Origin of the sequence: Paeniglutamicibacter sp. ORCA_105 (assembly GCF_045798545.1) — a bacterium.
In the GTDB taxonomy this organism is placed as follows: Bacteria; Actinomycetota; Actinomycetes; order Actinomycetales; family Micrococcaceae; genus Paeniglutamicibacter; species Paeniglutamicibacter sulfureus.
Genome location: NZ_JBIXLM010000004.1, coordinates 24,984 through 49,253 on the forward strand (window position 1 = coordinate 24,984; position 24,270 = coordinate 49,253).

20 protein-coding genes and 2 riboswitches are annotated in these 24,270 nt (G+C 66.7%); of the genes, 12 read left to right on the forward strand and 8 right to left on the reverse strand.

Annotated features, from left to right (window positions below; translation table 11 throughout):
* Nucleotides 1-51: 51 nt before the first annotated feature.
* Entirely contained in the window at nt 52-1,953 is a 1,902-nt protein-coding gene (locus ACIPUB_RS02890; protein WP_407605981.1) for a metallophosphoesterase family protein, read from the reverse strand.
* A gap of 189 nt (nt 1,954-2,142) precedes the next feature.
* A riboswitch (guanidine-III (ykkC-III) riboswitch) is annotated at nt 2,143-2,210 on the forward strand.
* An 11-nt stretch (nt 2,211-2,221) separates the two neighbouring features.
* Here ACIPUB_RS02890 and ACIPUB_RS02895 point away from each other — a divergent pair.
* Both ACIPUB_RS02895 and ACIPUB_RS02900 read left to right on the forward strand, forming a co-directional pair.
* On the forward strand, nt 2,222-2,539 hold the full coding sequence (locus tag ACIPUB_RS02895; protein ID WP_264271098.1) for a multidrug efflux SMR transporter: 318 nt from the start codon (nt 2,222-2,224) through the stop codon (nt 2,537-2,539).
* A 540-nt stretch (nt 2,540-3,079) separates the two neighbouring features.
* On the forward strand, nt 3,080-3,490 hold the full coding sequence (locus tag ACIPUB_RS02900) for a DUF302 domain-containing protein (RefSeq protein WP_407605982.1): 411 nt from the start codon (nt 3,080-3,082) through the stop codon (nt 3,488-3,490).
* A 23-nt stretch (nt 3,491-3,513) separates the two neighbouring features.
* Here the strand turns inward: ACIPUB_RS02900 and ACIPUB_RS02905 are convergent, their stop codons facing one another.
* Nucleotides 3,514-4,395 (reverse strand): matrixin family metalloprotease, encoded by an 882-nt coding sequence (locus tag ACIPUB_RS02905; protein WP_407605983.1) that lies wholly within the window; start codon nt 4,393-4,395, stop codon nt 3,514-3,516.
* Between the two features lie 200 nt (nt 4,396-4,595).
* Nucleotides 4,596-7,154 (reverse strand): ATP-dependent Clp protease ATP-binding subunit, encoded by a 2,559-nt coding sequence (locus ACIPUB_RS02910; RefSeq protein ID WP_407605984.1) that lies wholly within the window; start codon nt 7,152-7,154, stop codon nt 4,596-4,598.
* Between the two features lie 796 nt (nt 7,155-7,950).
* A riboswitch (cyclic di-AMP (ydaO/yuaA leader) is annotated at nt 7,951-8,144 on the forward strand.
* Between the two features lie 3 nt (nt 8,145-8,147).
* Between ACIPUB_RS02910 and ACIPUB_RS02915 the strand changes: the two genes are divergently transcribed.
* From ACIPUB_RS02915 to ACIPUB_RS02925, 3 genes are all read left to right on the forward strand, one after another.
* Nucleotides 8,148-9,185, forward strand: coding sequence for a M23 family metallopeptidase (locus ACIPUB_RS02915; protein WP_407605985.1), 1,038 nt, complete (start codon nt 8,148-8,150; stop codon nt 9,183-9,185).
* Nucleotides 9,186-9,441: 256 nt separating this feature from the next.
* Nucleotides 9,442-9,996, forward strand: coding sequence for an NAD(P)H-dependent oxidoreductase (locus ACIPUB_RS02920; RefSeq protein ID WP_302263641.1), 555 nt, complete (start codon nt 9,442-9,444; stop codon nt 9,994-9,996).
* A gap of 111 nt (nt 9,997-10,107) precedes the next feature.
* On the forward strand, nt 10,108-11,061 hold the full coding sequence (locus tag ACIPUB_RS02925) for an acyl-CoA thioesterase (RefSeq protein ID WP_407605986.1): 954 nt from the start codon (nt 10,108-10,110) through the stop codon (nt 11,059-11,061).
* Between the two features lie 91 nt (nt 11,062-11,152).
* On the opposite strand, the gene ACIPUB_RS02930 is transcribed toward ACIPUB_RS02925, so the two are convergent.
* A complete protein-coding gene (locus ACIPUB_RS02930; protein WP_407605987.1) occupies nt 11,153-12,868 on the reverse strand; it encodes an alkaline phosphatase D family protein in 1,716 nt (571 codons plus the stop codon).
* Between the two features lie 149 nt (nt 12,869-13,017).
* On the opposite strand from ACIPUB_RS02930, the gene ACIPUB_RS02935 reads away from it, so the two are divergent.
* The 5 genes from ACIPUB_RS02935 (at nt 13,018) to ACIPUB_RS02955 (ending at nt 18,503) form a co-directional block, all read left to right on the forward strand.
* Nucleotides 13,018-13,467: an SRPBCC family protein gene (locus tag ACIPUB_RS02935; RefSeq protein ID WP_407605988.1), complete on the forward strand. Its 450-nt coding sequence runs from the start codon at nt 13,018-13,020 to the stop codon at nt 13,465-13,467.
* Nucleotides 13,468-13,544: 77 nt separating this feature from the next.
* Nucleotides 13,545-14,984, forward strand: coding sequence for a glycosyltransferase family 87 protein (locus ACIPUB_RS02940; protein WP_407605989.1), 1,440 nt, complete (start codon nt 13,545-13,547; stop codon nt 14,982-14,984).
* Nucleotides 14,974-16,386: a phytoene desaturase family protein gene (locus ACIPUB_RS02945; protein WP_407605990.1), complete on the forward strand. Its 1,413-nt coding sequence runs from the start codon at nt 14,974-14,976 to the stop codon at nt 16,384-16,386. Before ACIPUB_RS02940 ends, ACIPUB_RS02945 begins: the two co-directional genes overlap by 11 nt.
* Nucleotides 16,387-16,645: 259 nt before the next feature.
* Nucleotides 16,646-17,875 carry a sensor histidine kinase gene (locus tag ACIPUB_RS02950; protein WP_407606100.1) on the forward strand — a complete coding sequence of 410 codons (1,230 nt, stop codon included), beginning with the start codon at nt 16,646-16,648 and terminating at the stop codon, nt 17,873-17,875.
* Entirely contained in the window at nt 17,868-18,503 is a 636-nt protein-coding gene (locus ACIPUB_RS02955; RefSeq protein WP_407605991.1) for a response regulator transcription factor, read from the forward strand. Before ACIPUB_RS02950 ends, ACIPUB_RS02955 begins: the two co-directional genes overlap by 8 nt.
* Nucleotides 18,504-18,515: 12 nt before the next feature.
* Here the strand turns inward: ACIPUB_RS02955 and ACIPUB_RS02960 are convergent, their stop codons facing one another.
* From ACIPUB_RS02960 to ACIPUB_RS02970, 3 genes are all read right to left on the reverse strand, one after another.
* A complete protein-coding gene (locus ACIPUB_RS02960; protein WP_407605992.1) occupies nt 18,516-19,253 on the reverse strand; it encodes an SGNH/GDSL hydrolase family protein in 738 nt (245 codons plus the stop codon).
* A 127-nt stretch (nt 19,254-19,380) separates the two neighbouring features.
* Entirely contained in the window at nt 19,381-20,025 is a 645-nt protein-coding gene (locus ACIPUB_RS02965) for a hypothetical protein (protein WP_407605993.1), read from the reverse strand.
* Nucleotides 20,026-20,093: 68 nt separating this feature from the next.
* Entirely contained in the window at nt 20,094-21,158 is a 1,065-nt protein-coding gene (locus ACIPUB_RS02970; protein WP_407605994.1) for a CPBP family intramembrane glutamic endopeptidase, read from the reverse strand.
* A 133-nt stretch (nt 21,159-21,291) separates the two neighbouring features.
* Between ACIPUB_RS02970 and ACIPUB_RS02975 the strand changes: the two genes are divergently transcribed.
* Together ACIPUB_RS02975 and ACIPUB_RS02980 are read left to right on the forward strand one after the other, a co-directional pair.
* Nucleotides 21,292-22,533, forward strand: a complete 1,242-nt coding sequence (locus ACIPUB_RS02975; protein WP_407605995.1) for a sensor histidine kinase — start codon at nt 21,292-21,294, stop codon at nt 22,531-22,533.
* Nucleotides 22,521-23,189, forward strand: a complete 669-nt coding sequence (locus ACIPUB_RS02980) for a response regulator (protein WP_407605996.1) — start codon at nt 22,521-22,523, stop codon at nt 23,187-23,189. Before ACIPUB_RS02975 ends, ACIPUB_RS02980 begins: the two co-directional genes overlap by 13 nt.
* An 8-nt stretch (nt 23,190-23,197) precedes the next feature.
* Here the strand turns inward: ACIPUB_RS02980 and ACIPUB_RS02985 are convergent, their stop codons facing one another.
* The gene (locus ACIPUB_RS02985; protein ID WP_407605997.1) at nt 23,198-24,265 is read right to left on the reverse strand and encodes an LLM class flavin-dependent oxidoreductase; all 1,068 of its coding nucleotides are present in this window, start codon (nt 24,263-24,265) and stop codon (nt 23,198-23,200) included.
* Nucleotides 24,266-24,270: the final 5 nt, after the last annotated feature.

A 24,270-nucleotide genomic window follows, 5' to 3' on the forward strand; every position in this document is an offset into this window, starting at 1 on the left:
AACACGGCGTTTTTGCCGCGTTGCCCACCGGGGCTTCATGGTTGAATCCGGCTATTTCTTGGCGGTGCCGTCGGCGCCGACGGCGAATTCCACGACGTCGTCGTAGATCCGCCGTTCGGTCTTGACCAGGTTGTAGTCCTCGTCCAGGACCGGGAAGAGGTAGACCGGGCTGAGCTTGATCTTCGCCCCGTCGCCCTGCCGGGCGATGTCGATCTGCAGGTGGCCATAGTGCAGGCCGCCGTCAAGAAGCTGCGGGGTTCCGCTCTCGTCGGTGGCCCAGGTTTCGGGCTGGTTGGCCGCGGCGGACCACTTCGAGTGGGTGTTGAAGCGCAGCGGCTCATACTCGCCCTTCTCGTTCTTCACCAGCTGCTCGCCGCGCAGCCCGTCGGAGGCGACGCCCACGTCGTAGGAGTGGAAGCCCTGCCCGTCGCCGTCACCGTCGACCCAGGAGCGCTCGAACATCTCGTCGTGGCCGGAGAGCACCGTGGCCACCCCGTACTTCTCAAAGAGCGGAGAGTAAGCGCGCATGGCGGTGCCGGACTGGTTGTCCGCGTGTTCGTGGTTCGGCGGCGTTCCGTGCACGCCCGAGGAGTATGCGGCGTGGTGGAACTGGACGATGACGATCTGTCCCTGTTCGCGGGCCTCGGCCAGTTGCTGCTCGGTCCACTTCCACTGCTCGCCGCCGACCGACATGTTGGGCAGGTCTGAATCCTCCGTGGTGGTGCCCGCGAATAGTTCGGTGTAGGCCTTGTCGTAGTCCGCGTCGGTGAACTCGCCCGGGGTGTCGGTGGAGAGGTTCTCCGCGGTGAGGTTGGAATCGTCGCCGGAGAAGGGTTCGCCGGAGAGGGTGCCAGTCTTGGTGTTCTCGTCAGGTTCGCCGTTGGTCGAGTCCAGGGTGAGCACCGTGACCGGCCCGTGGTCGGTGCGGTAGTAGGAGCCCTTGGCCGCCGGGTTGGCGGCGTCCCCGTCGTTGTCGAAGTAGGAGAGGTACTTGTTGCGCGAGATCACTGCCGGGGACTGGTCTTCCGGGGTTCCATAGCCGCCGTTGATGCCCGCATAGGTCTCCCAGTTGCCTAGCGCCGTCACCAGCGGGACGTTGGAGGCAAGGTCGCCGTGGTCGCCGGCGAAGTAGCCAAAGAATTCGTCCCAGGCAGGCTGGTAGCCCGCGCCCTGGACCAGGTCGCCGGCGATCAGCATCAAATCCGGGTCGGCCGCCTCGATCGCCGCCATGTTTTCGCGCATCGCGGTGTCCTGGTTGAGCGGGTAGCGAAGCGTGAAGTCGCCGTAGCGGGTGGTGGAGCCGAACTTCTGCGCCCAGGCGGAGTCGGTTCCGGGACGCTGTTCGGATTCGGGCGTGTACCCGTTGACCGGGTTCAGTTCCCACTCGCGGTGCTCGACGCGGCCCATGGGTTCGGTCTCGGAGTCGGAGAACGCGATCAGCCGCAGGTCTTCCCACGCCTCGGCGTCGGGTGCGGTGGTGAAGGTGCCCTCATGGCGCTTGCCGCCCTGGTCGACGGTGTAGTTATAGTCCTTGCCGGCCTTCAGTCCCTCGACGGTGAGCGTGTGCTTGTAGTTGGTGTTGGCCTTGAGCCAGGAACCCTTCACCAGGCCGCTGATGCTTTGGTCCAGTTCTTTCTGGGTGTATTCCATCAGCGGCATGTACTTCGGGGCCGAGGTGATCACCCGCTGGTTGCCCGCGCCCTGGCCTTTGCCGTTGCCGATGCCCGGTCCGGCGACGGCCAAGGTTCCCGGGTCGGCCGTTTCGCTGATCCAGCTGATGGTCATGGCGTCGGACTTCGAGTTCTGCAGGTAGGGCAGCACGCGGAAGCCCGGCTGGGCGTCGCGGGTGCCGACGGTGCTGTTGGCCGGTGCGGTGGTGGCGCCGGCCGGTGTGGCCAACAGGGGAGTGGCCAGAACGGCGAGTGCCAGGGCAGCGGACAGGGACTTCTTCATGTTTTGCCTCACGGTGCGGTGTTGGATTGGCGCGGCCGGGGGAGCGGCGCGCGACCCCATCCTCCCCGACCCTCACCAACCGAAGATGGCGCACCGGTGAACATGCGGTGACCGCGGGGAGCCCTGTTTATGCGGGCGTTCCGGCTCCACGTCCGCCTTGCCCCGGAGCTGCGATGTGTGCGAATCTGGGAAGAACCCTCATGACACGGGTTCCGGACGATGGGTGCCGTACCCGGTGTGCGACAAGACGGCCCGCGAGGAGTCAGTCATGTCTTGGTTTATTCTCATTGTTTCCGGCGTTCTAGAAGCCGTTTGGGCCACCGCGTTGGGCAAATCCGAAGGGTTGAGCCGGTTGGCGCCCACCGTTGTATTCGCCGTGGGACTAGTGTTGAGCATGGCCGGCCTGGCCTATGCGATGAAGGAACTGCCACTCGGTACCGCCTATGCGGTATGGGTCGGAATCGGTGCGACGCTGACGGTCGTTTACGCGATGGCCACCGGCACCGAGACGATCTCGATCCTGAAAGTGCTCTTTCTGCTGATGATCATCGGCGGCGTTGTTGGCCTCAAGTCCCTTCACGCCTGAGCTCGGTTCATCGCAACCTCGATGGGCCGTAAAGGGTCCGGCGGTTCCCGGATGCTCGCCTGTTGTGCGAAGTTTTCACGCATCCCTTGCCTGGTTCGCCAGGAGGAGCATAGGTTTGGGGGACTGTCGGGCGTTTCCTTGGGGGAGAAGCTATGGATCACTATGAATGCTTGGGGGTGGGACGTGCTGCATCGCCCCACCAAATCAATGTCGCTGCCAGGTTTGCCTTATGGCGCAATGGCACCAACGCTCTTGAGTGCCGGCGAATCATGGCTGCATGGTTCGTCGTGGGGGACCCGAACCGACGGTTCGACTACGATTTCTGGCTAATGTGCAACCCTGGACCCACGGAAACCTTCGTGCCTGTGGAACGAAACACCGCCACGGAACAGGTGCCATGAATCGAACAACCCCCAGGCAGTGCCGGGCGTGGTGATTGTTGGTCGAGGGGCAGACAGCGTCTTGGATCGCGGCTAGGCTGGGCCGCAAACACCGGCAACCCGACGCGCGCGGCGCTGGGGGAGCGAGAGGACCACTGACATGGGCTACACGCACAGCATCACGGTTTCGCTGGACTGGGAGGAAGCAGTGGCCCGCACCAAGGATGCACTGGGGCGCCAGGGCTTCGGGGTGCTGACCGAAATCGATGTGCGCGCCGTCCTGACGGCAAAGATCAGCGCCGAATCGGCCGATCGGATCGGCGATTACCTGATACTTGGGGCGTGCAATCCGCATCTGGCCAATCGGGGATTGCTCACCGAGCCCGAACTTGGGGCCTTGTTGCCGTGCAACGTGGTGGTCCGCAGGGCACTGGACGCGACCGAAACCACGATAGAGGCCATTGACGCGCAGGTCCTGTCCCGCATTAGTGGCAATCCTGCCATTCGCGAGGTAGCCGCCGATGCCGATACCCGCCTGAAGGCGGCGCTGGACCAGTTGCGCGGCACCTGAACGATCCAACTCCTGGTGTCGATTTAGAGTTGCGGAACGCAGGCGCCGGCGCCCAGTAGGGCAAGGCCCTCCCGGTCTCCTTCTGCCAGTGTTGTCCGGTCATTCCGGCCGCCGTACATCAGCTGGTCCGGTTCATCGACATGGTCGAGTCCCAGGACGTGCCCGAGTTCGTGGATGACGACCGCACGGACCAGTTCGGCACCTCCCGGATATCCCAGGATCGGGACCAGCCCCGGGGCATCCAGCATCACTTGTCCGGCCACGTAGACGAAGGGGTGCCCGGGCGTGTGGGCGTATTCGCTTCCGCCCAGGCCGCCCACATCCCCCGTCAATCCGGGTGTTTCCTCAGGGTCGGACCAGGTGAGCAGAACTGGCGCCCAGCGCTCCCCGTAGCGCCCGGGCTGGTACCTGTCCCGTTCCCTGCTTGGCCCCTCCGCCGTGGGGCCGTCATAAACGAAGCGCAGGCCGCTGGCTGCCGAAACCTCGGCGACCGCCTCGTGGATCAGGACCTCGCCGCCGGCCGGGGAGTTCTCCGGACGAATCACGTAATGGACGGGGCGGCACGGATCGTAGGCGACGAAGTCCTGCCGGGGGTCCGGGGATTCCTGCAGCCGGAACGCGCCGGAACCGGTACCGGCCGGCGGCTTGCCCAGTGGTTCGGCGGCTGCCTCGACGCCCGGTGGCGGCACCTTTGACCAGGGAAGCAGGGGAACGAGCGCCGGCATGATGTGGCGGTCCAGGATCGCGGGGCTGTAGTAGAGCCCAACCAGCAGCGTGATGACCAGTCCGAGGTTCCATGTGCGGCGAACAGGTCTGGACCTGCGGCGTCTGGCGGGTCGTTTTCGCCCGGTGGCGCGGTTGCGGGATTGTAGCGCTGCCGCCCGGCGCGCTTCCTGGTCAAGCACCCATGGTGGAACCCTCCCGCTCCGCGGGCGCTGATCCTGGTTTGCAGGCCAGGGATTGCGGTTCCATTTTTTCTCGCGTGGCATTTAACCCCCAAGGTTTGTGCCTGTGCGGGGCTCCCCAGCCCCACACAACCCAGCATAGGCCGAAGACGCGACAAAGGGGGCGGGATTCTTCCCGCCCCCTTTGTCTTCGTTCCCGGCTACGCCGCGAGTGCAGCTTCCCGGCCGGCCGAAACGTGCAGGCCCGATTCGTCGGCTGTCACCGTCACGGTGCCTCCCGCGCCCAACTCGTCGGTGACCAACAGGTCGGCGACCCGGTCGTCGAGTTCGCGCTGGATCACCCGGCGCAGCGGGCGGGCACCGAACTCCGGCTCGTGGCCTTCGGCGGCGATCCAGCCGACAGCCGCCTCGTCCACCTCGAGGCCGATGCCGTTGGCGGCAAGCCGGGCCTCGGTGCGGCGCAACTGCAGCCGCACGATCCCGCGCAGCTGCTCCGCCTCCAGCTTGCGGAAGAGCACCGTCTCGTCGATCCGGTTCAGGAACTCCGGCCGCATGGTCTCACGCAGCCGGCCCATGACCTTGGCGCGCAGCTCGCGCTCGGAGCCGGTGCCGGAATCGCTACCGAAGCCCAGCGGGGCGCCGCGGCTGGCCAGGAACTCCGAGCCGAGGTTGGAGGTCATGATGATGACGGTGTTGCGGAAGTCGACGGTGCGGCCCTGCCCGTCGGTGAGCCGGCCGTCGTCGAGCACCTGCAGCAGCAGGTTGAACACGTCGGGGTGCGCCTTCTCCACCTCGTCCAGCAACACGACCGAGTAGGGACGACGGCGGACGCGTTCGGTCAGTTGCCCCGCCTCGTCGTAGCCGACGTATCCCGGAGGAGCGCCGACCAGCCGCGAGACCGTGTGGCGCTCGCCAAACTCGCTCATGTCGAAGCGCACCATGGCGGACTCGTCGCCGAAGAGCGAGGCCGCCAGCGCCTTGGCCAGCTCGGTCTTGCCCACGCCCGTGGGGCCCAGGAAGAGGAAGCTGCCGACCGGGCGGTTTTCGTCGCCCATCCCGGTGCGGGAACGGCGAACCGCCTTGGCAACGGCAGTCACAGCATCGTCCTGCCCGACGACCCTGTCGTGGAGCTCGTCCTCCAGACGGGCCAGGCGTTCCTTGTCGTCCTCCGTCAGCCGCGCGGCGGGGATGCCGGTGGCGCGGGCGATGACCTCGGCGATCTGGGCTTCGTCGACCACCGCGTCGGCGGTGCCGGTACCCGACTCCTCGGTCTCGGCCAGCCGGGCAGAGATTTCCTCGGCCTCGTCGCGCAAACGCGAAGCGTCCTCGTAGCGTTCCTCTGCCACCGCGCGGTCCTTGGCGGCTGCGAGCTCGGCTATCCGCGACCTCAGGGCCACGGTGTCGATGCCCGGTCCGCGCTTGAGGCCCAGCCGGGCACCAGCGGTATCGATCAGGTCGATGGCCTTGTCTGGCAGGTACCTGTCGGTCACGTAGCGGGCCGACATTTCCACCGCGGCGCGGATCGCCTCGTCGGTGTAGGTGACACGGTGGTGCTGCGCGTACCTTTCCTTCAATCCGTGCAGGATCGCTACGGCGTCCTCAATGGAGGGCTCGCCGATGGTCACAGGCTGGAAGCGGCGTTCCAAGGCTGGATCCTTCTCGACCTTGCGGTATTCGGCCAGCGTGGTGGCGCCGATGAGGTGAAGCTCGCCGCGGGCCAGCCGGGGCTTGAGGATGTTGCCGGCATCCATGGATCCCTCGCCGCCTCCGCCGGCGCCGACCACGGTGTGCAGCTCGTCGATAAAGACGATCACCCCCCCGTCCTGCGCGGCGATCTCGTCCATGGTCTGGGTCAGGCGCTCCTCGAAGTCGCCGCGGTAGCGGGTGCCGGCGACCATGGCCGGCAAGTCGAGCGCGATCACGCGCTTGCCCGCCAACTGATCCGGCACCTCGCCGGCGACGATGGCGCGGGCGAGGCCCTCGACAACGGCGGTTTTCCCGACGCCGGCCTCGCCGATCAGGACCGGGTTGTTCTTCGTGCGCCGGGCCAGGATCTCGATGGTCTGCTCGATCTCCTGCGTGCGGCCGATCACCGGGTCCAGCCCGTCCGCGGCGGCCCGGGCGGTCAGGTCCATGCCGAATTTCTCCAGCAATGGCGTCTCACCCTTGGCGGGCTGCTTGGCCTCGGCGGATTTCCGCTGGGTCGGAGCGGCACCGGAAGGTTGTTGTTCGGCACCCTCGGCCGCGGCCTGCAGGGACTGTGGAGTGACCCCGGCGGCGCCGAGCACCTGCCCGGCGGGGGATTCGGTGTTGAGCACGAATGCCAGGAACAGGTGTTCGGGATCGATATAGGTTGAGCCGAAGGCCCGGGCGACCTGGTAGGCGTCCAGCAGGGCGCGCTGGGCCGATGGGGTCAGCGCGGGAGCGGATTCGGAGTGTCGCGGCCCGGTTTCGGGCAAGCGCTGTTCGGCGTCGCGGGCAATCGCCCCGGCATCGGCCCCGGAGCGGCGCAGGGCCTCGTCGACGGGCTCGACCTCGAGCATCACGCGCAGCAAGTGCAGCGCGTCGATGTCGGTGTGGCCGTGTTCAACGGCGAATTGCGCGGCACGGGTCAGTACCTCGTGCGTGTGGCGGCTGAGCAGCCGGGTGATGTCGACGGGGCGCCCGAAGCGGCTGGTGCGCTGGCCTTGCAGGTAGCGCGCCAGGAAATCCTCGAAAGAGCCGTTGCCGGCGCCGGATGGGCCAAAGAATGCTGGCATGTTTCCTCCTATTGGATACTTGAGTGCCGTTGACTCAAGTTAACGCGGATGCCAACAGGATATTCCCGGGCGTGATTCCGGCGGTGCAATGTTCGCCGACGGCGAGATGCCGGGGGGCGACGGCCGGGAGATGCTTTCAGTGCGGCAGCACGGAATATGCGCCTGCATCGCGGTGCCACCCACCCGCTTGCCCTTCAGGCCGGCGGGTGGGGACGGTCGTCCTTCTTGCCCGAAGCGTGGATGTGCCAGTGTTCCTATTTCCCCACGCCGAGAGCCGCCCGGTGATAGTCCTGAACAACAACAAGGACTGCGCCGCGGCCACAGCGGTCCCGTTAAGGAAGAAGGTCCAACCCAGGATGGTGTTGCGGGTCTTCACCTGCTGAACCTGGCGCCTTATCCGCAACTGGTTGAAGGCGTGGTGAGCCACGGTGGAGGGAATTGGCCCGACGACCGGCTTGGACGGGAGCATCCGCACCGCCGCAGAGCCCGGGCCCATCGTCTACTTGATCACATTTAAGCTACCGTCCCGGGGGAGCTCCTGGCTATTGCCATCCAGATGGAACCGGAGCTGCTGGTGCAGCCGTGGGAGGACGGCGTCCGCCCGGGGTCCTAGTCACCATGGAAAGGGCCGGAAGTCCGTACTTGTGCGGGTGTACGGGATAGAGGCAGCGGGAGCCATCGACCGGTGTCGGCACCCACGTATTTGTCCGCCGCATGGATTGATAACGGAATTGTAACTTTTGTATTTACCCTCGTAGGGTTTTACATCGGGTCGCATCTAGGCAACCCAGTCCCGATCCGGTTCGCCCAACCCTACCGGCGGATCGCGGAGCAAAAATTCCCGGTAGGGGCGGAGGACCCAATCAACCGATCCTGGTCTTGCACCATGGATCTCGGGGTGAAGTTGAGTCCGCCTTTGCGGGCTCGGCCGAGTTGATCTCATGACTCGAATCCGACAGCTAACTTCGCAGGCGATACATGAGAGGTAAACATTTGACCCAGCACCATAATTCCGCGCGCCGCCGCGCGTCCGGCCCCGTTGACGCCAAGCCTGCCAACGCTTCCACGGAGCAAATCGCGAGCACCGCACAGAGCGGCGAAAACACTTCCCGGCAGTCGGGCCGCCGCGCACTCGGCGCGGTCCCGGATTCCACGCAATCCCCGAATGCCACGGAGTATGCCGGCCGCCGCTTTGTGGCAGGCCTGCGCTATGGAGCGGCCCCGGATGCTTCAACCATGGCCGACGCCGAAATCCCTCCCGCATCTGGTGCACAGTCGGTGCCTGCGGAAGCCGGCAAGCTGGACAACGTTCGGAAGTTCGCGCCCCGGAACCGGCACCCCCGCCTCGGGTTGGCGCACAAGCTCGCAGCAGTCGCCGCCGTGTCCGCCCTGGCATTCGCCGCCGCCCCCGCGCAGGAAGCCGAGGAGGTTGCCCCGGAGCCCCAGCGCGTCGCCCAGACCGCCGTCGCAGATGTCAAAGCCCCGGCCGGTGACAAACTCACGGTCGATCGCGCCTCGGTGACCAGCAAGTTCATCAAGGTGGAAAAGAAGGAAGAGAAGCCGGCCCCTGTCACGACCGTTGCCGCGGGAAAGGTCGCCAAGGACGTCAAGCCGGCGCCCGCCGCCACCGCTGACACCGGAAAAGTCACCAAGCTCGCCCAGCCAGTGGACAGCATCCGGTTGACGTCGCGCTTTGGTTTCCGCAAGAACCCGACCGGTCCGGGGTACATGAACCACAACGGCCTGGACTACGCAGTTCCCATGGGTACGCCGATCAAGGCAAGCGCCGCCGGCACCGTCGTGCAGGCCGAATGGGCCGGCCACTCCGGCAACCGCGTCAAAATCGACCACGGCAACGGGCTGGAAACCAGCTACAACCACAACTCGGCCCTCAAGGTGTCCGTGGGACAAAAGATCGGACGCGGCGAGGTCGTCGCCCTGGCTGGCAGCACGGGCAACTCAACCGGCCCGCACCTGCACCTCGAGGTCATCGTTAACGGCAAGTGGGTCAATCCCGAGGGCTGGCTATAACGGCCAGGCATCGCCGATCTGTGGCGGACTTCATCTCGTGTACCTCGAGAACTTGTCCTGCAAAGCTGAAACGATCCAGATCACCACGGCAATGACCGCAAGAACGCCCACGAGTCTCCCTATGCGGCCGCTTCCGAGCATCCGCCAATGTGTTGCTCGTCACGGCAGTGCGGGGAATCGAGAGGCCCATTGCGTGGTTGACATTGATTGACGCATCAAGCACCACCCCCCCCAAAAAAACAGGAGACTCCCTCTTATGGCAACCACCGTCCTGACCCTCGTCGGTTCCCTCCGCAACGGTTCCACCAACCAGCAGCTGGCTGAGGCCACCGTCGCGAACGCCCCCGAGGGCGTTGAGGTGAACCTTTACGCCGGCATCGAGGACATTCCGTTCTACAACGAGGACATCGACGTCGAGGGACAGGTTCCGGCTGCTGCCGTCGCCCTGCGCGAAGCCGCCGGTGCGGCCGACGCCCTGCTGCTGGTTTCCCCCGAGTACAACGGCACCATGCCTGCAGTGCTGAAGAACGCCATCGACTGGCTTTCCCGCCCGATGGGCGCCGGCGCCGTCTTCGGCAAGCCCGCCGCCGTCATCGGCACCGCCTACGGCCAGTTCGGTGGCGTGTGGGCCCAGGACGAGGCCCGCAAGGCCGTCGGCATCGCCGGTGCCACCGTGCTGGAAGACGTCAAGCTCTCCATCCCGGGTTCGCTGGTCCGCTTCGCCGAGACCCACCCGAAGGACGACGCAGAGGTTGTCGGCCAGGTTTCGGCAGTGCTCGAGGGCATCCGCGCCGCCGCCGAAAGCAACTAGTCCAGAAATGGCATTGACCCTTCGGGGTCGATGAGCGCACATGTGGCCGGTACCTGTTTCGGGTGCCGGCCACAAGCGTCTGCTGCGGCGGCACATGGCTAGTATTGGCACATGAACGACGTCATGACGCTGCGCTTCCTCGCCGCACCCACCGATGTTTCCGAAGACGGGCTCACGGTCCAGGCCGGGCGGGTGCTCGAATGGATCGACAAGGCCGGCTACGCCTGCGCCGTCGGCTACTCCGGCGGGTACTGCGTCACCGCCTACGTCGGGAACGTCCACTTCACCCGGCCCATCGAAAACGGCGACCTGATCGAGGTCACCGCCCGGATCGTGCACACCGGGCGCAGCAGCATGCAGGTGGTCGTCACGGTCGACGCCGCCGATGTGCGCGAACGCGTCTTCAAGCCCGCCATGGACTGCATCCTGGTCTTCGTGGCGATGGACGAGCAACGCCGCGCCAAATCAGTCCCGCCCTGGGAGCCGGCCGATGCCGCATCCGCCCAGCTGGCGCAAGGCGCGGCCGACCGCGTTGCCGCGCGCGCCGAGATCCGGGACGCCATGCGCGCCCAGCAATACACGGATGCCGGAACCGCGCCGCGGGAGCGGTTCCGGTTCCTGGCCTCGCCGACGGATGTGAACTGGGGCGGGAACGCGCACGGCGGGATCGTCATGCGCTGGATCGACGAGGTCGCGCGGGCCTGCGCCATGGGCTGGTGCGGCAAGGATGCGGTGGCCGTCTATTCCGGGGGCATCCACTTCACGAACCCGATCCACATCGGCGACATCGTGGAGCTCGAGGCCCGGTTGATCCACACCGGGCCGCATTCCATGCACATCGCGGTGCATGTCCGGGCGCGGGACCCGCGCGAAACAGCGTGGCGCGACACGACGCGGTGCATGACCATCTTCGTCACCCGCGACGAGTCGGGACGCGCCTCCGATGTGCGGCAGCTGGCGCTCACCAGCGACGAGGACAGGAGGCTGGACGCCCACGCCGTGGACCTGGTCCGGAGGCGCGCGGAACTGAGCCCCATGCGATTCGCCACGGAGCGGGTGTACTGAGCCGGCGGCAAAAACCGTACGGGGCAGGTGCGGTCTCGCATCGGACGGTGCCCGCGATTGCCTGCCGGTGCCTTGACGACCCCCGCCGCGTTTACGATTCCGGCGAATGCGTGTGGTCCCCGCGCGCCCGAAGCGAGGCAACCTCGACGGTGTCCAACCTCGGGTGCAAATGGTCCCCATCCCGGACCACCCCGGTGATCCAGCTGATTTCCAGTCCGTCGCCGGTGGCCTCGATGATGGCCAGGCAGTTGTCGAACCACGGCCCCTTGATGCCGCTCCAGGCAAACGGGGGGTTGGGCACGTGCGCCCGGCTCGCCATCCAGGCCCCGAACGGGACCGCGGGACCCAGCGCCAAGGCTGCGGCAAAGTACCGCAGGAACCGGGGAAGCGGGTTGCGGATCGGGGAACACACGGCCTGCAGGATCCTGCTGCCGCCCTGGCGTTCGACTTCGGAAACGTAGGAAAAGTGCACATCCCCGGAGAGGAACGTAATGGTCTGCGGGGCCGGTCCGCGCTTGCCGTCGGCGACCTCCGTGGCAAACCGGGCGACCTCCTGGAAGCTGCGTTGGAAGGCCGCCCAATGTTCAAGGTCGAATGTCCTACGCAACCGCTCGCCCAGCCAGCCCCGCAGGCTTCTGCGGCTTCCGGTGGAGATGGCCTCATCCCAGGATTCCACGTGGTGCAGGCCCATGGGCAGCAGGAAGGGCAACGAGGTTCCGATCAGCAAGTGGCGGAAGCCGCCGCGCATCCGCTCATCGAGCCACGCGAGTTCAGTCGGGTCGAGCAGGGCACGCCGCCCGGGGTCCAAGGTGCGGGCGGCCCGGGAGTCAACCACAATCAGGCGCACCGCATCCCAGTCCCGGCAGTAGCTCCAACTGTGGCTTTCGGGTTCCGCGTCGACTCGCTCGGCGAATTCGTCCAGCTCGGCGGTCAGGTCCAGCTCGCCGGTTCCCGTGTGGGCAGCGATGCGCCGCCACAGCGGATCGGCCGCCCGCTGTTCGGGGGAGAGGTTTCCGAGGTGCTGATAGATCCAGTACGAACCGATCCCGGAAACCATGCGTTCGTGCCACCAGCCGGTCTTCTGCATCTCACGTTTCCACTCCAGGGATGAGTTCCAGTCGTCGCGGATGTCGTGGTCGTCGAAGATCATGGCGCTGGGCAGCGTGGAGAGAAGCCAGCGGTTGGCCGGGTCCGACCAGGCCAGGCGATAGAGGTGGGCGTATTCCTCGTAGTCCTTCAGCTCTTCCCCGGGGGCTTCCTTGATGTTGCGGCGCCTGCGGATGAACTCCTGCATTTCCAGGCTCGTGGAGTCCGCGTAGACCTGGTCGCCAAGGAACAATGCCAGGTCCGGCCAGCGGCCGTGCTCGAGCCCGGCCATGGAGAGGGCGTAGGCGCGCATTGCGTCGACCCCGTGCGTGCGATTGCCGGCTTCGTCATGCGGGACACTGGTGCGACAGGATCCAAAGGCCAGCCGGGGCTCCTTGGCCGGATCCAAGGTGGCGATCATGGAGTCGGGGAAACCGTCCTTGATGGGCCAGACACGTTTTCCGTTCAGGTGCACGGTGTAGGGACGGACGGTTCCCGCCCTTAGCCCGGATACCTCGACCAGCGCGTAGTGGTGGCCGTGGGCACCGAACGTCGCTGCCTGCCAGGAGTCCGCGCCGCAGCGGACCTCGACGGTGCAGGCCATGGCGGTTTCGACCCAGATGCTGGCGGAGGTGTTGTCCACGTGGCGGAGCATGGGGCCAAGCAAAAGGCCCTGGGCGGTCTCCGGGCCGGGGCCGGCCGGTGTGGTTCCAGTGCTCATCGGAATTCTCCCTGGTGGTGCCGGTCAACCCAGAATGGCACACCGGAATCGTCCGGCATAGACCGGCATTCCAACAAAACCCGGTCCCCGCCCTCTCGTCCTGGCCCGATGTGCCGCTGCCCGGTGCGGGCAGTGCATAGGATGGGCTGATGAGTCACTCCCGCTACCTGCAGACCCGCCGGCGCTTCGTCCCCGCTGCTGCCCCGCACGAGGTCTTCGAGCTGCTCACGAATCCCGAAATGCACCCTGTCATCGACGGCTCCGGAACGGTGCGGGCCTCCAGCGGCCGGTCACAGCGATTGACCCTGGGCAGCGAATTCGGCATGCAGATGCGGATGGGCATTCCCTATCGCATCAGCAACACCGTGGTCGAATTCGAGCAGGACCGGACGATCGCGTGGAGGCATTTCAGCGGACACCGCTGGCGCTATGAACTTGAACCCCAGGATTCCGGGACACTGGTCAGCGAAACCTGGGACGCCAGCCGGCTGCGGCACCAGTGGATGCTTCGGCTCCTGGGCTTCACCCGGAGAACCGGGCCGAACATGGAACGGACGCTCGAGCGGCTCGCCGCGCAATTCCCCGGCCGCGCCGAGTAGGGCACTCCGGAAGGGCAAAACACCGTGCGCCACCGCGCATCACGCACCTCCCGGCGCCGGGCACTAGGCTAAATGCCATGAGCCAACCACCCGCCCCGGGACCGTCGAAGCCACGGCTCGCACCGATGCGCATCACCGTGCCGAGCCGCAGCGACGCCTTCCTGCGCAAGTTCACCGAGGTCATTGGCGGGCCATTGGGCAGGCACTCCAGCCCGGGGCGCATCGCCCCCGGGTTCTTCACCGTCGAACGCGTGCTGGTCATTCTCACGGTGATCGGTGCGTTACTGGCGGTTCTGGCGAAGAATGCCTGCAGGCTCAATGGCTGGGGCGGCACCAACCCCTATGCGTGGGCCTGCTATTCGGACTGGACGGCACTCTTCCACGCCCGCGGCTTTGCCGAGAACGCGTTCGCCCCCTTCGCCGCCGGCGCCGAGTTCGAATATCCGGTGTTGATGTCAGTCATCGCCTCACTCACCGCTGCCCTGGTGCCGGCCGGTGAATTCGACAGGTCGCTGGCCTTCTTCGACCTGAACCTCTTCCTGGTGGCGGGCCTGTGGCTCGTCGTCGTCGTGGCCACGGCACGGACCGCCGGGCGCCGCCCCTGGGACGCCGCCATGGTGGCACTGGCCCCGGGAATGATCCTCGCCGCCTCGATCAACTGGGACATGTGGGCCGTGGCGTGCCTGGCACTGGCGATGTTGGCCTTCTCGCGGCAAAAAACTTTCCTGGCAGGGGTGCTCATCGGCGTGGGGACCGCGATCAAGGTCTTCCCGCTGCTCTTCTTCGGCGCCGTGATCGTGCTGGCCATCCGCACGGGCAGGTACAAGCCGCTCATCGTCTCGCTGGCCGGGGCGGCCCTGGCCTGGCTGGCGGTGAACCTGCCCATGGCCCTCGTGAACTTCGACGCGTGGAAGCACTTCTTCACGTTCACCGAGGACCGCGGGGCCGGGCTCTCGTCCTTCTGGCACATTTTCAACGTCACCGCCGGCGTCGTGCCGCAGATGTCGGAGCTGGATGCCGCCACCATCAATGCCCTGGCCCTGGGGCTCTTCGTGGCCAGCTGTGCATTCATTGCCTATCTGGGCCTCAACGCCCCGGTGGCCCCGCGGCTGAGCCAGCTGGTGTTCCTCATCGTCGCCTCCTTCATCATGTTCAACAAGGTCTACTCGCCGCAATTCGTGGTGTGGCTGATCCCGCTGGCGGCACTGGCCTGGCCGAAGTGGAAGGACTTCCTCATTTGGCAACTCTTCGAGGTGCTGCACTTCTGGGCGATCTGGATGTACCTCTACGCCACCACCGCCGACATCCAGGCCTCCAACACGTTCCCCACCTCCTTCTACGTCTTTGCCGTGCTGGGGCACATGATCGCCACCGGGTACCTGATGTACCGGGTGGTCCAGTCGATGTACGACCCCGAGCTGGACCCGGTGCGCCGGGTGGGGCAGTCCGATCCGCAGGCAGGTGCCTTTGCCGGGGCGAAAGACCGGTTCGTTTTGGGAGCAAAGCATGGCGCATGACGTTGCGGTGATCGGGGCCGGGCCCAACGGGCTGGCCGCAGCCCTGACGATGGCCCGGGCGGGGCTTTCGGTGCGGCTCCTTGAGCGCAACGACACCGTGGGAGGTGCCGCGCGCACCAGGGAGCTGGGGTACCTCGGGGCAATCCACGACCTGGGCTCGGCGGTGCACCCGATGGCGCTGCTCTCGCCGTTCTTTGCGGAGATCGGCCTGCGGGACCGCGTCGACTTCGTGGTTCCGGAGATCTCCTTCGCCCACCCGTTTCCCGACGGCCGGGCTGGCATCGCCTGGCGGGACCTGGAACGGACCGTTCAGGCGCTGGGCGCGGACGGCAACGGCTACCGCAGAATCCTTGGGCCCGTCGTTGAGCGCATGGCAGCAACCTCCGACCTGTTGCTGCATCCGCTGCTGCGCCTCCCGCGGCAACTCGGTGCACTCACGGTCTTCGGGCTACGCGCGGCCCAACTCATGGTCCCGGGCCTGGGCACCGGCGAACTCGCCGCGGCGATGATTGCCGGGTGCGGCGCCCACACCCCCGGCGGCGGGAGGGGCCCCGCCGCAACGGGTGCCGGTCTCTTCCTCGCTGCCGCTGCGCACTCCGGGGGGTGGCCGATCCCCATCGGCGGCTCGCAGGCGATCTCGGATGCGTTGGCTGGCATGTTCGTTGAGGCCGGGGGGAGCATCGAGCTGGACACCGAGGTCACCGACCTGGCCCAGATCCCCGAAAAGACCGTCCTCTTCGACACCTCCCCGGAGGCACTGGCCTCCATCGCTGAGCGGGTGCTGCCGCAGAAATATAAGAACATCCTCACCGGCACGCGCCGGGCCCCGGGATCCTGCCTCATCCACTATGTTCTCCACGCACCCGTGCCGTGGCGCAACCCCGAGCTTGCCGATGCCGGCACTATCCATCTGGGTGGCACCGCCGCGCAGATTGGGAGGGAAGAGCGCCGGGTGCGCACCGATGTTTCGAGCGCGCCCTACGCGATCGTTTCCCAGCCCAGCCGCTTCGATGCAAGGCGGGCCCCGGAGGGCAAGCACGTGCTCTGGGCCTATTGCCACGTGCCCAACGGAAACCCCGCGGACCTCACCGCCGTGATGGACCGCCAACTGGAGGCCGTGGCCCCGGGCTTCACCGACACCATCGAATACAGCCAGGCGGTTACCGCGCCGGGACTGGCGTCTCAGAACCCCAACCTGGTCGGCGGGGACCTCTCGGGCGGGGCGACCGACATGCGCGGCATGCTGGTCCGCCCCACGCTGTCCACCGATCCGTGGCGGACCCCGGCCAAGGGGATCTATCTGGCTTCCAGTTCAACCCCGCCGGGTCCGTCGGTGCACGGAATGAGCGGCCACCTTGCGGCGCTGAGCGCCCTTGACCACGAGTTCGGGATCCACCGGTAGGCAGCGAGAATCCGCGGATAAAAAGTATAGGAAAAAACCTATACTCCCCTATACATCCTTAGACTTCACCAGATTCCGCTATGAACCGGGGGAGCTCGGGCCATTTCCTGAGGAAGACGAAGCGTGGGATCAACCATTTGGTGGAGCCGGTCCGTGAAGGTGCGCGGCTACGCTGGGTGTTGTGACAGATCCTGCCCCGCAACCCAGCCTCGGAGCGGAGCCGAGCCTCGCAGATGCCCCTACCGCCTCGGCCGGCGAGATGGTGCTGCGCGTTCTGCGCGTGGGGCTGCACGTCGGCTTCGCCGTGTTGCTGGGCGTCGGGCTGGTGCGCGCGCTGCTTTCCGAAACGACGATGCTCCGGCTGATCACGGCCATCGCCCTCACCGGTCTGTTGGCAGCGCTGTATCTGGCCGGAACCATCGCGGAAAAGCGCCATTCCGCCGGACGGGCGCCAAACACCGTGCGCTGGGCCAATTGGTGGCTTGCAGGGGTGGTGGTGCTGTGGCTCGTGCTGCTCTACCTGCACGCCGACTATTCCTGGCTGGCGTTCCCACTCTTCTTCCTGCACCTGCACATCCTGGGCCAACGCCATTCCCTGATCGCCGTGGCGTTGCTGACCGCCTCGGTCGTTGCCGCCGGCTGGTTCCACTCCGGGTCCCTCGCCCTTCCGCAGATCCTGGGCCCGGTGGTCGGGGCGATCTTCGCGGTCATCATGGGCATGGCCTATCGGGCGTTGTACACAGAGGGGGTTAACCAGCGCCTGGCCCTGGACGAATTGCGCGCCACCCGGGCTGCGCTCGCCGAGGAACAGCACCGCGCCGGGACCCTGGCCGAACGCACCCGGTTGGCCCGCGAAATCCACGACACCCTGGCACAGGGGCTCTCCAGCATCGTGCTGGTCTCCCGATCCGCCACGGCCGCCCTGGCGGCGGGGGACACCCGGGCCGCGTCCGAACGGCTCGAAACCATCGGCGCCACCGCCGCCGAAAACCTCGCCGAGGCCCGCGACTTCGTGGCCGACCTATCCACGGCCGGCGACGGAGCCCATTCCCTGGCCGGAAAGTTGCGCCGACTCTGTGTCGCCACCGAACGCACCGCCGCGGCAGCCGGCCACGGCTTCGAGATCACCTTCCGGCAGGACGGCCCGGCCACCCCGCTTCCCACCGAGGTTTCTGCGGCACTTATCCGCGCCGCCCAGTCCGGGCTGGCCAACGTCGCCGCCCACGCGCACGCCAAACGCGCGGTCCTCAGCCTGGGCTACCTGCCCGACGCCGTGACCCTGGATCTCTTCGACGACGGGGACGGCATGCGAACCGGGGACCTTCCGGCCAAGCCGCGTGCCGACGGCACCGGCTACGGCCTGGCCGGGCTGCGCGAGCGCCTGGGATTGCTGGGCGGAAGCCTGGAGATCGAATCAACCCCCGGGGAGGGGACGGTGCTGGGCGTTCGCATCCCCTTCACCACGGAAGAGAGCAGGCACGATGCCTAACCTGAAGATCATGCTGGTCGACGACCACCCGGTGGTGCGGGCGGGCCTTCGCGCCGTGCTCACCGAACAGGGCGGGCTCTCGGTGCTGGCCGAGGCCTCCGACGGGGCTGCCGCCTTGGCGCAGCTCGAACGGCTGAAAACACTGGGCCAGCGCGTGGACGTGGTGCTCATGGACCTGCAGATGGACGGCATGGACGGGGTCACCGCCACCGCGCGCATCCGTGCAGCGGACGGACCTCCGGTACTCATCCTGACCACCTATGACTCTGATGCCGACATCCGGGCGGCGCTGGATGCCGGGGCGGCAGGCTACCTGCTGAAGGACGCCCCGCTGCCCGAGGTGCTGGCGGCGGTCGAGGCCGCGGCGGCGGGGGAGCAGGTGCTTTCGGCGGGCATCGCCGCGCGCATCACTCCCGAGGCGCGTGCCAACTCCACGGACCTGAGCCCGCGCGAACTCGAGCTGCTGCAACTGCTGGCCCGCGGGCAGAGCAACAAGGAGATTGCCGCCGAACTGTTCATCTCCCAGTCCACCGTCAAGACGCACCTGATCCACATCTACGACAAGCTCGGGGTGGACAACCGCACCGCGGCCATCGATAGGGCCCGGGGCATCAGACTGATCCGCTGAACCCTTGGTTGGCTACGGCCCGGTGACGTCGGACTCTCGCCTGAGCGTCTCGAAAATGAGGGGTTCGATCTTTTCTCGCAGATAGTGTTGTCCCGCCACCGAGGGATGCAGGCCGTCAGGTCCCACTAATCGGTCGACATCGTCGACGAACCAGCCCTGCGCAATGGGGTCGACGTGGATGGCACCGGCGGCCTGCGCCTGACGCTTGACCACGTCCCTGACCGCCAGGTACCTTGCCTCCGGCAGGGTGCTGTAGGCCGGCGGTCCAACCACCAGGAGGGTGGCGCGCGGTGCCCTTTCCTTGGCCGATGCGTAAATCCCGTCGATGACGGCCGCCAGCTGGGTGGGGTCGTGGTGCAGGTCGTTGACGGAGCCGAAGAACACCACGAGGTCGGCGTCCGATGTCACCCCCTGCTCCACTTGCCATGCGAAGGTGGATCCGGTGATGCCGACGTTGAGGTAGCCGCTTCCGTTCTGTGCAGTGTTGAGGATCTTGAGCGGAATCGAGTCGTCTCGGGGTGACGTGGCGATGAGATTCGGCCAGGCGCTCCCGGCGCTGGTGCCAAAGCCGGTGCTCATTGAATCACCGATGACCACCACGTTGCGCAAAGTTCCCGACGCCGGCGACGAGGAATCCGGTGCGGTGGTCGTGGGCCCGGTGCCATGGCAGCCGCCCAGCACCAGGGCCGCCGAGAATGTCAGCAGCAAGGGAACGACGGATTGCCGCCAATGCCTTGGAGCATGCTCCATCTTGGTTCCCTTTCTGGGTGAACCGGGCACGCCACCCTCCTGGCGCCCTCCCTCAAAACGACTGTCGCTCCCCAGCGTACGCGCAGCGTCTTGGCGCCGGCAGGGGCGTCGGCGCGCGGGCCTGGGATCAGCTTTCGGGGCAGTATTTATCCCGGGCCATGGGAATGGGGGAATCGACGATCTCGCCCTCGTTCTCCGAGCAATCGAAGACTCCCCGCTCCTTGTCTTTCCAGCTGTTGACCCTTCCCTGGTCGGAGAGGTTTCCGCACTCCAGGGTGATCGGCACGGAGACTTGTCTTACGGCCTGGTAGCCCAGTGTCTTGGTTGGTTCCTCGATGGACTCAAGCAACTCCACAACGCCGTCCAGCCCTTCAATGCCGCCCAGCGTGGGGTAGCCGATGGTGTCGCCGATATCCTCGGTGAACCTACCGGTGGAAGGGCCGGCCCCGTCCCAACTGATCGTCGCTTCATAGCTCTCGCTGAGGTATTGCGTGGTTTTCTTCCCACCCGAGGTCGTGTCCAGTTCCATGGCTCCGATGATTCTCCAGTCCTCCTCGCGAGGTGGACCCGAGGTAATGACCGGATTCTCGCAGCTCGCCCAATTGTTCGGGTCGCCCCCGGCTCTCTTGGCCGGTGCCGAGGGTGATTCGGACGCCGAGGGGGTTGGCACCGGTCCGTCCAACGGAACGCATCCGGCCAGCAGCAGCATCGTTGCTGCCAGCGGCAGGATCGCCATCGAGGTCCTGCGGGCGCTGCGGCCGGTTGCCTTCACGGTGAACCCTTTCAACGATGTTTGCCCAAACCTACACCGGGATGCGCCGCCGAACCCGGCAACCCGGCTCAGGGCTGGCGCGGTGCGTCCCCGGGCTGCACCCAATAACCCGGTGCGGCGATCGCCGGTGCCGGCGCGGGCGGGACGCTGAGACGCTGGATCTTGCGCCTGTTCGCCAGCCAGACGACGACCAAGACGAAGACCGTCGTGGTGGCCATCGATGCGATGAGGCTGGGCAGGTTGCTTTCGGTGACGCTGACGTCGACCAGGCCGATGGCGCCCAGGGAGAAGATGGCGGAGTTGTTGACCACGTGCAGGGCAATGGCCGCCTCCAGCCCGCCGGTGCGCCACGTGAGCCAACCTGCGGCCAGGGCGAAGAAACCCACATCCAGCTGGCCGTAGATGTCGTAGGCATGTCCCATCATGAAGAGGGGAATGGGCAACAGGATTGCGAAGGCGGGATGGCGCAGCCAGCCGCCCACCAGCTGCATCAGGTACCCGCGGAACACATACTCCTCGGCCGTGGCCTGGAACGGCACGAGCAGGATGGTCAGCCCGAGCAAGAGCCACATGTCCGGGGCGTTGAAATCCGGGCTGAAGCCGAGCCCGGACAAGGCGTCCACGACGAAGGTGATGCCGAAGCTCAGTGTCAGCACACCGAGGGCCACCAGCGCGCACAGCCCCAGCCAGCCCCAGCGCATGCGTCCGGCCACCGAGGTCAGCGATCCGACCTTCTGGACATTCATCATCCGGGTGGCCAGCAGGATCACCGGCAGCATCAGGATCAGGGAGACCATGGAGATGACAAAAATGAACGGGTCTGACATGTCGATCGAATCGATGGAGATCATGGCCTCGTCGGCGGCGCTCTCCAGCTCCGGGTTTCCGATGGCGACGAAGACAAAGACGAGCCCAACCAGCAGTATCAGGCCCAGATACAGGCCCAGGGCGATGAGGCCCACCATGATGGTCTTCCACCAGCGGTAGGCGGAGTAGGTGCGGGCCAGCCGGTGGAACGGCAGCGGTTCGGCCGGGACCGGCGGCGCCGGGGGCACCGGAACCCATTGGGCTGGGAGCTGGCCGGGCTGAGGGTTCTGTGCCGGGGGCAGTTGCGGCGGCGGGATCGTGTTCATGTCACCATTCTGTATCACCAGGGGCCCTGGGCGCCTCGCCAATTGGGACGATCTTTCCGTGGCCGGGAAGACGGTCTCACGTGGTCCTTTCGGTCGATACCAGCCAACGGGCCCCGCCGGTAACGTTAAGCCCATGACCACCGCACCCGAACCGGCCACCCCGCGCACCCGACTGCGCCGGTTCCTGTCAGAGGCCTGGCGCGTCGGTCTGGGACTGGTGTTCGGATTCACCTTTTTTGCCTTTGCCTACATGGACTATTCGTTCGACGAGGCATCCGACGTGGACGCGGTGGGTGCCGTGATTGCCCTCGACATGCTCTGCGGCTTCATCGCCCTGGCGCTCTATCCCTTCCGGCACCGTTTCCCGGTGCCGGTCACCGTTGGTCTCGTGCTGCTCTCGACCCCGTCAACGCTCGCCGCCGGCTTTGCCATGCTGGCCGTGGTGTCACTTGCGGCCAGGCGCCGGGTGCTGGAGATCATCGGCATTTCCGTGCTCCTGGTGATTGCCGGGATTGCAGGGGAACATCTCGTGGGCACCGTGGTGCTGCGCGAAGACGACGGAACCACCTGGTGGCAGTTGGGCATCGTTGCCGTGGTGATGGTCGGGTTGTTGGTGCTCACCGGGATGTACATCGGCGGGCGGCGGCAGCTCACCGAATCCCTGCGTCAGCAGGTGAACAGCGCAGAGCGCGAGCGGCAGGCGCAGATCCACGCGGCCAAGGCCGACGAGCGCACCCGCATTGCGCGCGAGATGCATGACGTCCTGGCGCACCGGCTCTCGCTGGTCGCCCTGCACTCCGGTGCGCTGGAATACCGCAGTGACCTGACGCCGGAGGAGACCAGGCAGACGGCCGGCGTCATCCGCGAAAATTCCCATCTGGCCCTGGGCGAGCTGCGCGAGGTGCTGGGCATGCTGCGCGACCCCAACACCCTGTTCGACGGCGAACTGGCCAAGCCGCAACCGACTGCGGGGCAACTGCAGGAACTCCTGGAAGAGAGCCGGGCGGTGGGCACCGCGGTCCACCTCGACCTTGCACCGGAAATGCAGGGTCGCCTGGACGCCCTGCCCGAGGCAACCGGCCGCCATCTGTACCGGATCGTCCAGGAGGTGCTGACCAATGCCCGCCGCCACGCGCCCGGGCAGGAGGTCAGGCTGGAAATCGGAGGCAACGGGGGCGACAGGCTGTTCCTGCGCGCCTCCAACAGCTTGGACGAGGTGCCTCCCCTCGTCTCGGGAGCGGGGCCCCTGCCCAGCTCGGGCCTGGGGCTGGCGGGCCTGGCCGAGAGGGTCCGGCTGGCCGGCGGGGAACTTCAGGTCGATCCGGAGGCCAAGGGAGAATTCGTGCTGAAGGTGTGGCTGCCATGGGGACGGTAGGCGTGTCGATCCGCATCGTGCTGGTCGATGACGAGAACCTGGTCCGTGCCGGGCTGCGCATGATCCTGGAATCCGACCCTCGCATCGACGTGGTCGGCGAATGCGCCGACGGGCGTTCGGCCGTGGCCATGGTCGGTTCGCTGGCACCGGATCTGGTGCTCATGGACATCCGCATGCCGGTCTTGGACGGGCTGGCCGCCAGCGAGGCGATCCTCCAGGCCAACCCGGAGCAAAAGATCCTGGTCCTGACCACGTTCAACACCGACGACATGGTGCTGTCGGCGTTGAAGATGGGTGCCAGCGGCTTCCTGCTCAAGGACACCCCGCCGGCCGAGCTCATGGACGCCATCAACCAGGTCGCCGCCGGGAGGACGACGCTTTCGGAAGCGGTGACCAAGCAGCTCATTGCCGTTGCCGGCTCGCGGCCTGAATCCACGCGGCGCAACGCCGCACGTGAACGGCTCGCCGTGCTCACCGAGAGAGAACGTGAGATCGCCGCGGCGATGGCGCGCGGCAGCTCCAACCAGGAAATCGCCGACGAACTATTCATCTCGCTGGCAACGGTGAAAACCCACATCGGCAGGGTGCTGGAGAAGCTCGATGCGGCCAACCGCGTCCAGGTTGCGCTCTGCGTCTTTGAGTCGGAAGCCCGCTAGCGGCCGGGCTAAAGCACGGGCAGGGCGTAGTGGTCCGCAATCAGCTCCACGGTCCGGGTCTGCGCCTGGCGTGAATGGCCGCCGACTACCAGCATCACTTCGTCGACGCCCGTCTGCCGGTGCAGCAGCTCCAGGCCCTGGGCCACGTCCGCGGCGGTGCCGTGCAGCGTGCGGTCGGTCCATTCCTCGAGGATCGCGCGCTCGTGCGTGTCGGCCGGGTAGGCGGCGACCTCGTCCGGGGGCAGCAAGGCAAAGGGCTTGCGCTGGAACATGCGCATCATGGCCATCGCCGTGGACGTCGCCTGGCGGCGTGCCTCGGCCGGGTCGTCGTCGGCGATCGCGCCCACGCTGACCAGGCTGTAGGGCGCCGCCAGCAGTTCCGAGGGGCGGAAGCTTTCGCGGTAGAGCCGCATGGCCGTGACGACGTCGGCGCTGCCGAACTGCAGGGCGAAGGCGTAGGGGCGGCCCAGCTGGCCCGCCAGCTGCGCCGAATATGGGGAGGAACCCAGGATCCAGACCTCGGGATTCGTCTCGGGCCGCGGCACCCGGTTCTGTTCCGCGAGCCAGGGACCGGGCACGGCGTGGACATCTTGGTACGGGTGCCCCTGGGGGAAGTCGTCGTCGATGAAGCCGAGCAGTTCCAGCACCTGCTGGGGGAAGTCGTCGTTGGCGTTGTGGCGGCGGCGCAGGGCCGCCGCGGTCTGCCCGTCGGTTCCCGGAGCGCGTCCCAGGCCGAGGTCGATGCGTCCCGGGGCGAGCGACTCAAGCATGCCGAACTGCTCGGCGATCACCAGCGGTGCGTGGTTGGGCAGCATCACGCCGCCGGCACCGAGGCGGATGCGCTGGGTCTCGCCGGTCAAGCGCGCCACCATCAGCTGGGGCGAGGAGGTCACGGCACCGGGCATGGCGTGGTGTTCGGACATCCAGAAGCGCTCGAAGCCGCGCTTCTCGGCCAACTGCGCCAGCGCGATGATTTCCCCGAAGGTCTCCTGTGCCGTCTGCCCCACCCCGGTGATGGCATTGTCGAGCACCGAAAGGACGAAGGGCGCGTTGCCCAGGGGGCGTGACTGGATCATGGGTT

What these genes read in the sequence shown, in the direction of transcription:
- ACIPUB_RS02890 (WP_407605981.1), bottom strand. Translation starts at nt 1,953, where the DNA reads ATGAAGAAGTCCCTGTCCGCTGCCCTGGCACTCGCCGTTCTGGCCACT.
- ACIPUB_RS02895 (WP_264271098.1), top strand. Translation starts at nt 2,222, where the DNA reads ATGTCTTGGTTTATTCTCATTGTTTCCGGCGTTCTAGAAGCCGTTTGG.
- ACIPUB_RS02900 (WP_407605982.1), top strand. Translation starts at nt 3,080, where the DNA reads ATGGGCTACACGCACAGCATCACGGTTTCGCTGGACTGGGAGGAAGCA.
- ACIPUB_RS02910 (WP_407605984.1), bottom strand. Translation starts at nt 7,154, where the DNA reads ATGCCAGCATTCTTTGGCCCATCCGGCGCCGGCAACGGCTCTTTCGAG.
- ACIPUB_RS02920 (WP_302263641.1), top strand. Translation starts at nt 9,442, where the DNA reads ATGGCAACCACCGTCCTGACCCTCGTCGGTTCCCTCCGCAACGGTTCC.
- ACIPUB_RS02925 (WP_407605986.1), top strand. Translation starts at nt 10,108, where the DNA reads ATGAACGACGTCATGACGCTGCGCTTCCTCGCCGCACCCACCGATGTT.
- ACIPUB_RS02930 (WP_407605987.1), bottom strand. Translation starts at nt 12,868, where the DNA reads ATGAGCACTGGAACCACACCGGCCGGCCCCGGCCCGGAGACCGCCCAG.
- ACIPUB_RS02935 (WP_407605988.1), top strand. Translation starts at nt 13,018, where the DNA reads ATGAGTCACTCCCGCTACCTGCAGACCCGCCGGCGCTTCGTCCCCGCT.
- ACIPUB_RS02940 (WP_407605989.1), top strand. Translation starts at nt 13,545, where the DNA reads ATGAGCCAACCACCCGCCCCGGGACCGTCGAAGCCACGGCTCGCACCG.
- ACIPUB_RS02945 (WP_407605990.1), top strand. Translation starts at nt 14,974, where the DNA reads ATGGCGCATGACGTTGCGGTGATCGGGGCCGGGCCCAACGGGCTGGCC.
- ACIPUB_RS02950 (WP_407606100.1), top strand. Translation starts at nt 16,646, where the DNA reads ATGGTGCTGCGCGTTCTGCGCGTGGGGCTGCACGTCGGCTTCGCCGTG.
- ACIPUB_RS02955 (WP_407605991.1), top strand. Translation starts at nt 17,868, where the DNA reads ATGCCTAACCTGAAGATCATGCTGGTCGACGACCACCCGGTGGTGCGG.
- ACIPUB_RS02960 (WP_407605992.1), bottom strand. Translation starts at nt 19,253, where the DNA reads ATGGAGCATGCTCCAAGGCATTGGCGGCAATCCGTCGTTCCCTTGCTG.
- ACIPUB_RS02970 (WP_407605994.1), bottom strand. Translation starts at nt 21,158, where the DNA reads ATGAACACGATCCCGCCGCCGCAACTGCCCCCGGCACAGAACCCTCAG.
- ACIPUB_RS02975 (WP_407605995.1), top strand. Translation starts at nt 21,292, where the DNA reads ATGACCACCGCACCCGAACCGGCCACCCCGCGCACCCGACTGCGCCGG.
- ACIPUB_RS02980 (WP_407605996.1), top strand. Translation starts at nt 22,521, where the DNA reads ATGGGGACGGTAGGCGTGTCGATCCGCATCGTGCTGGTCGATGACGAG.
- ACIPUB_RS02985 (WP_407605997.1), bottom strand. Translation starts at nt 24,265, where the DNA reads ATGATCCAGTCACGCCCCCTGGGCAACGCGCCCTTCGTCCTTTCGGTG.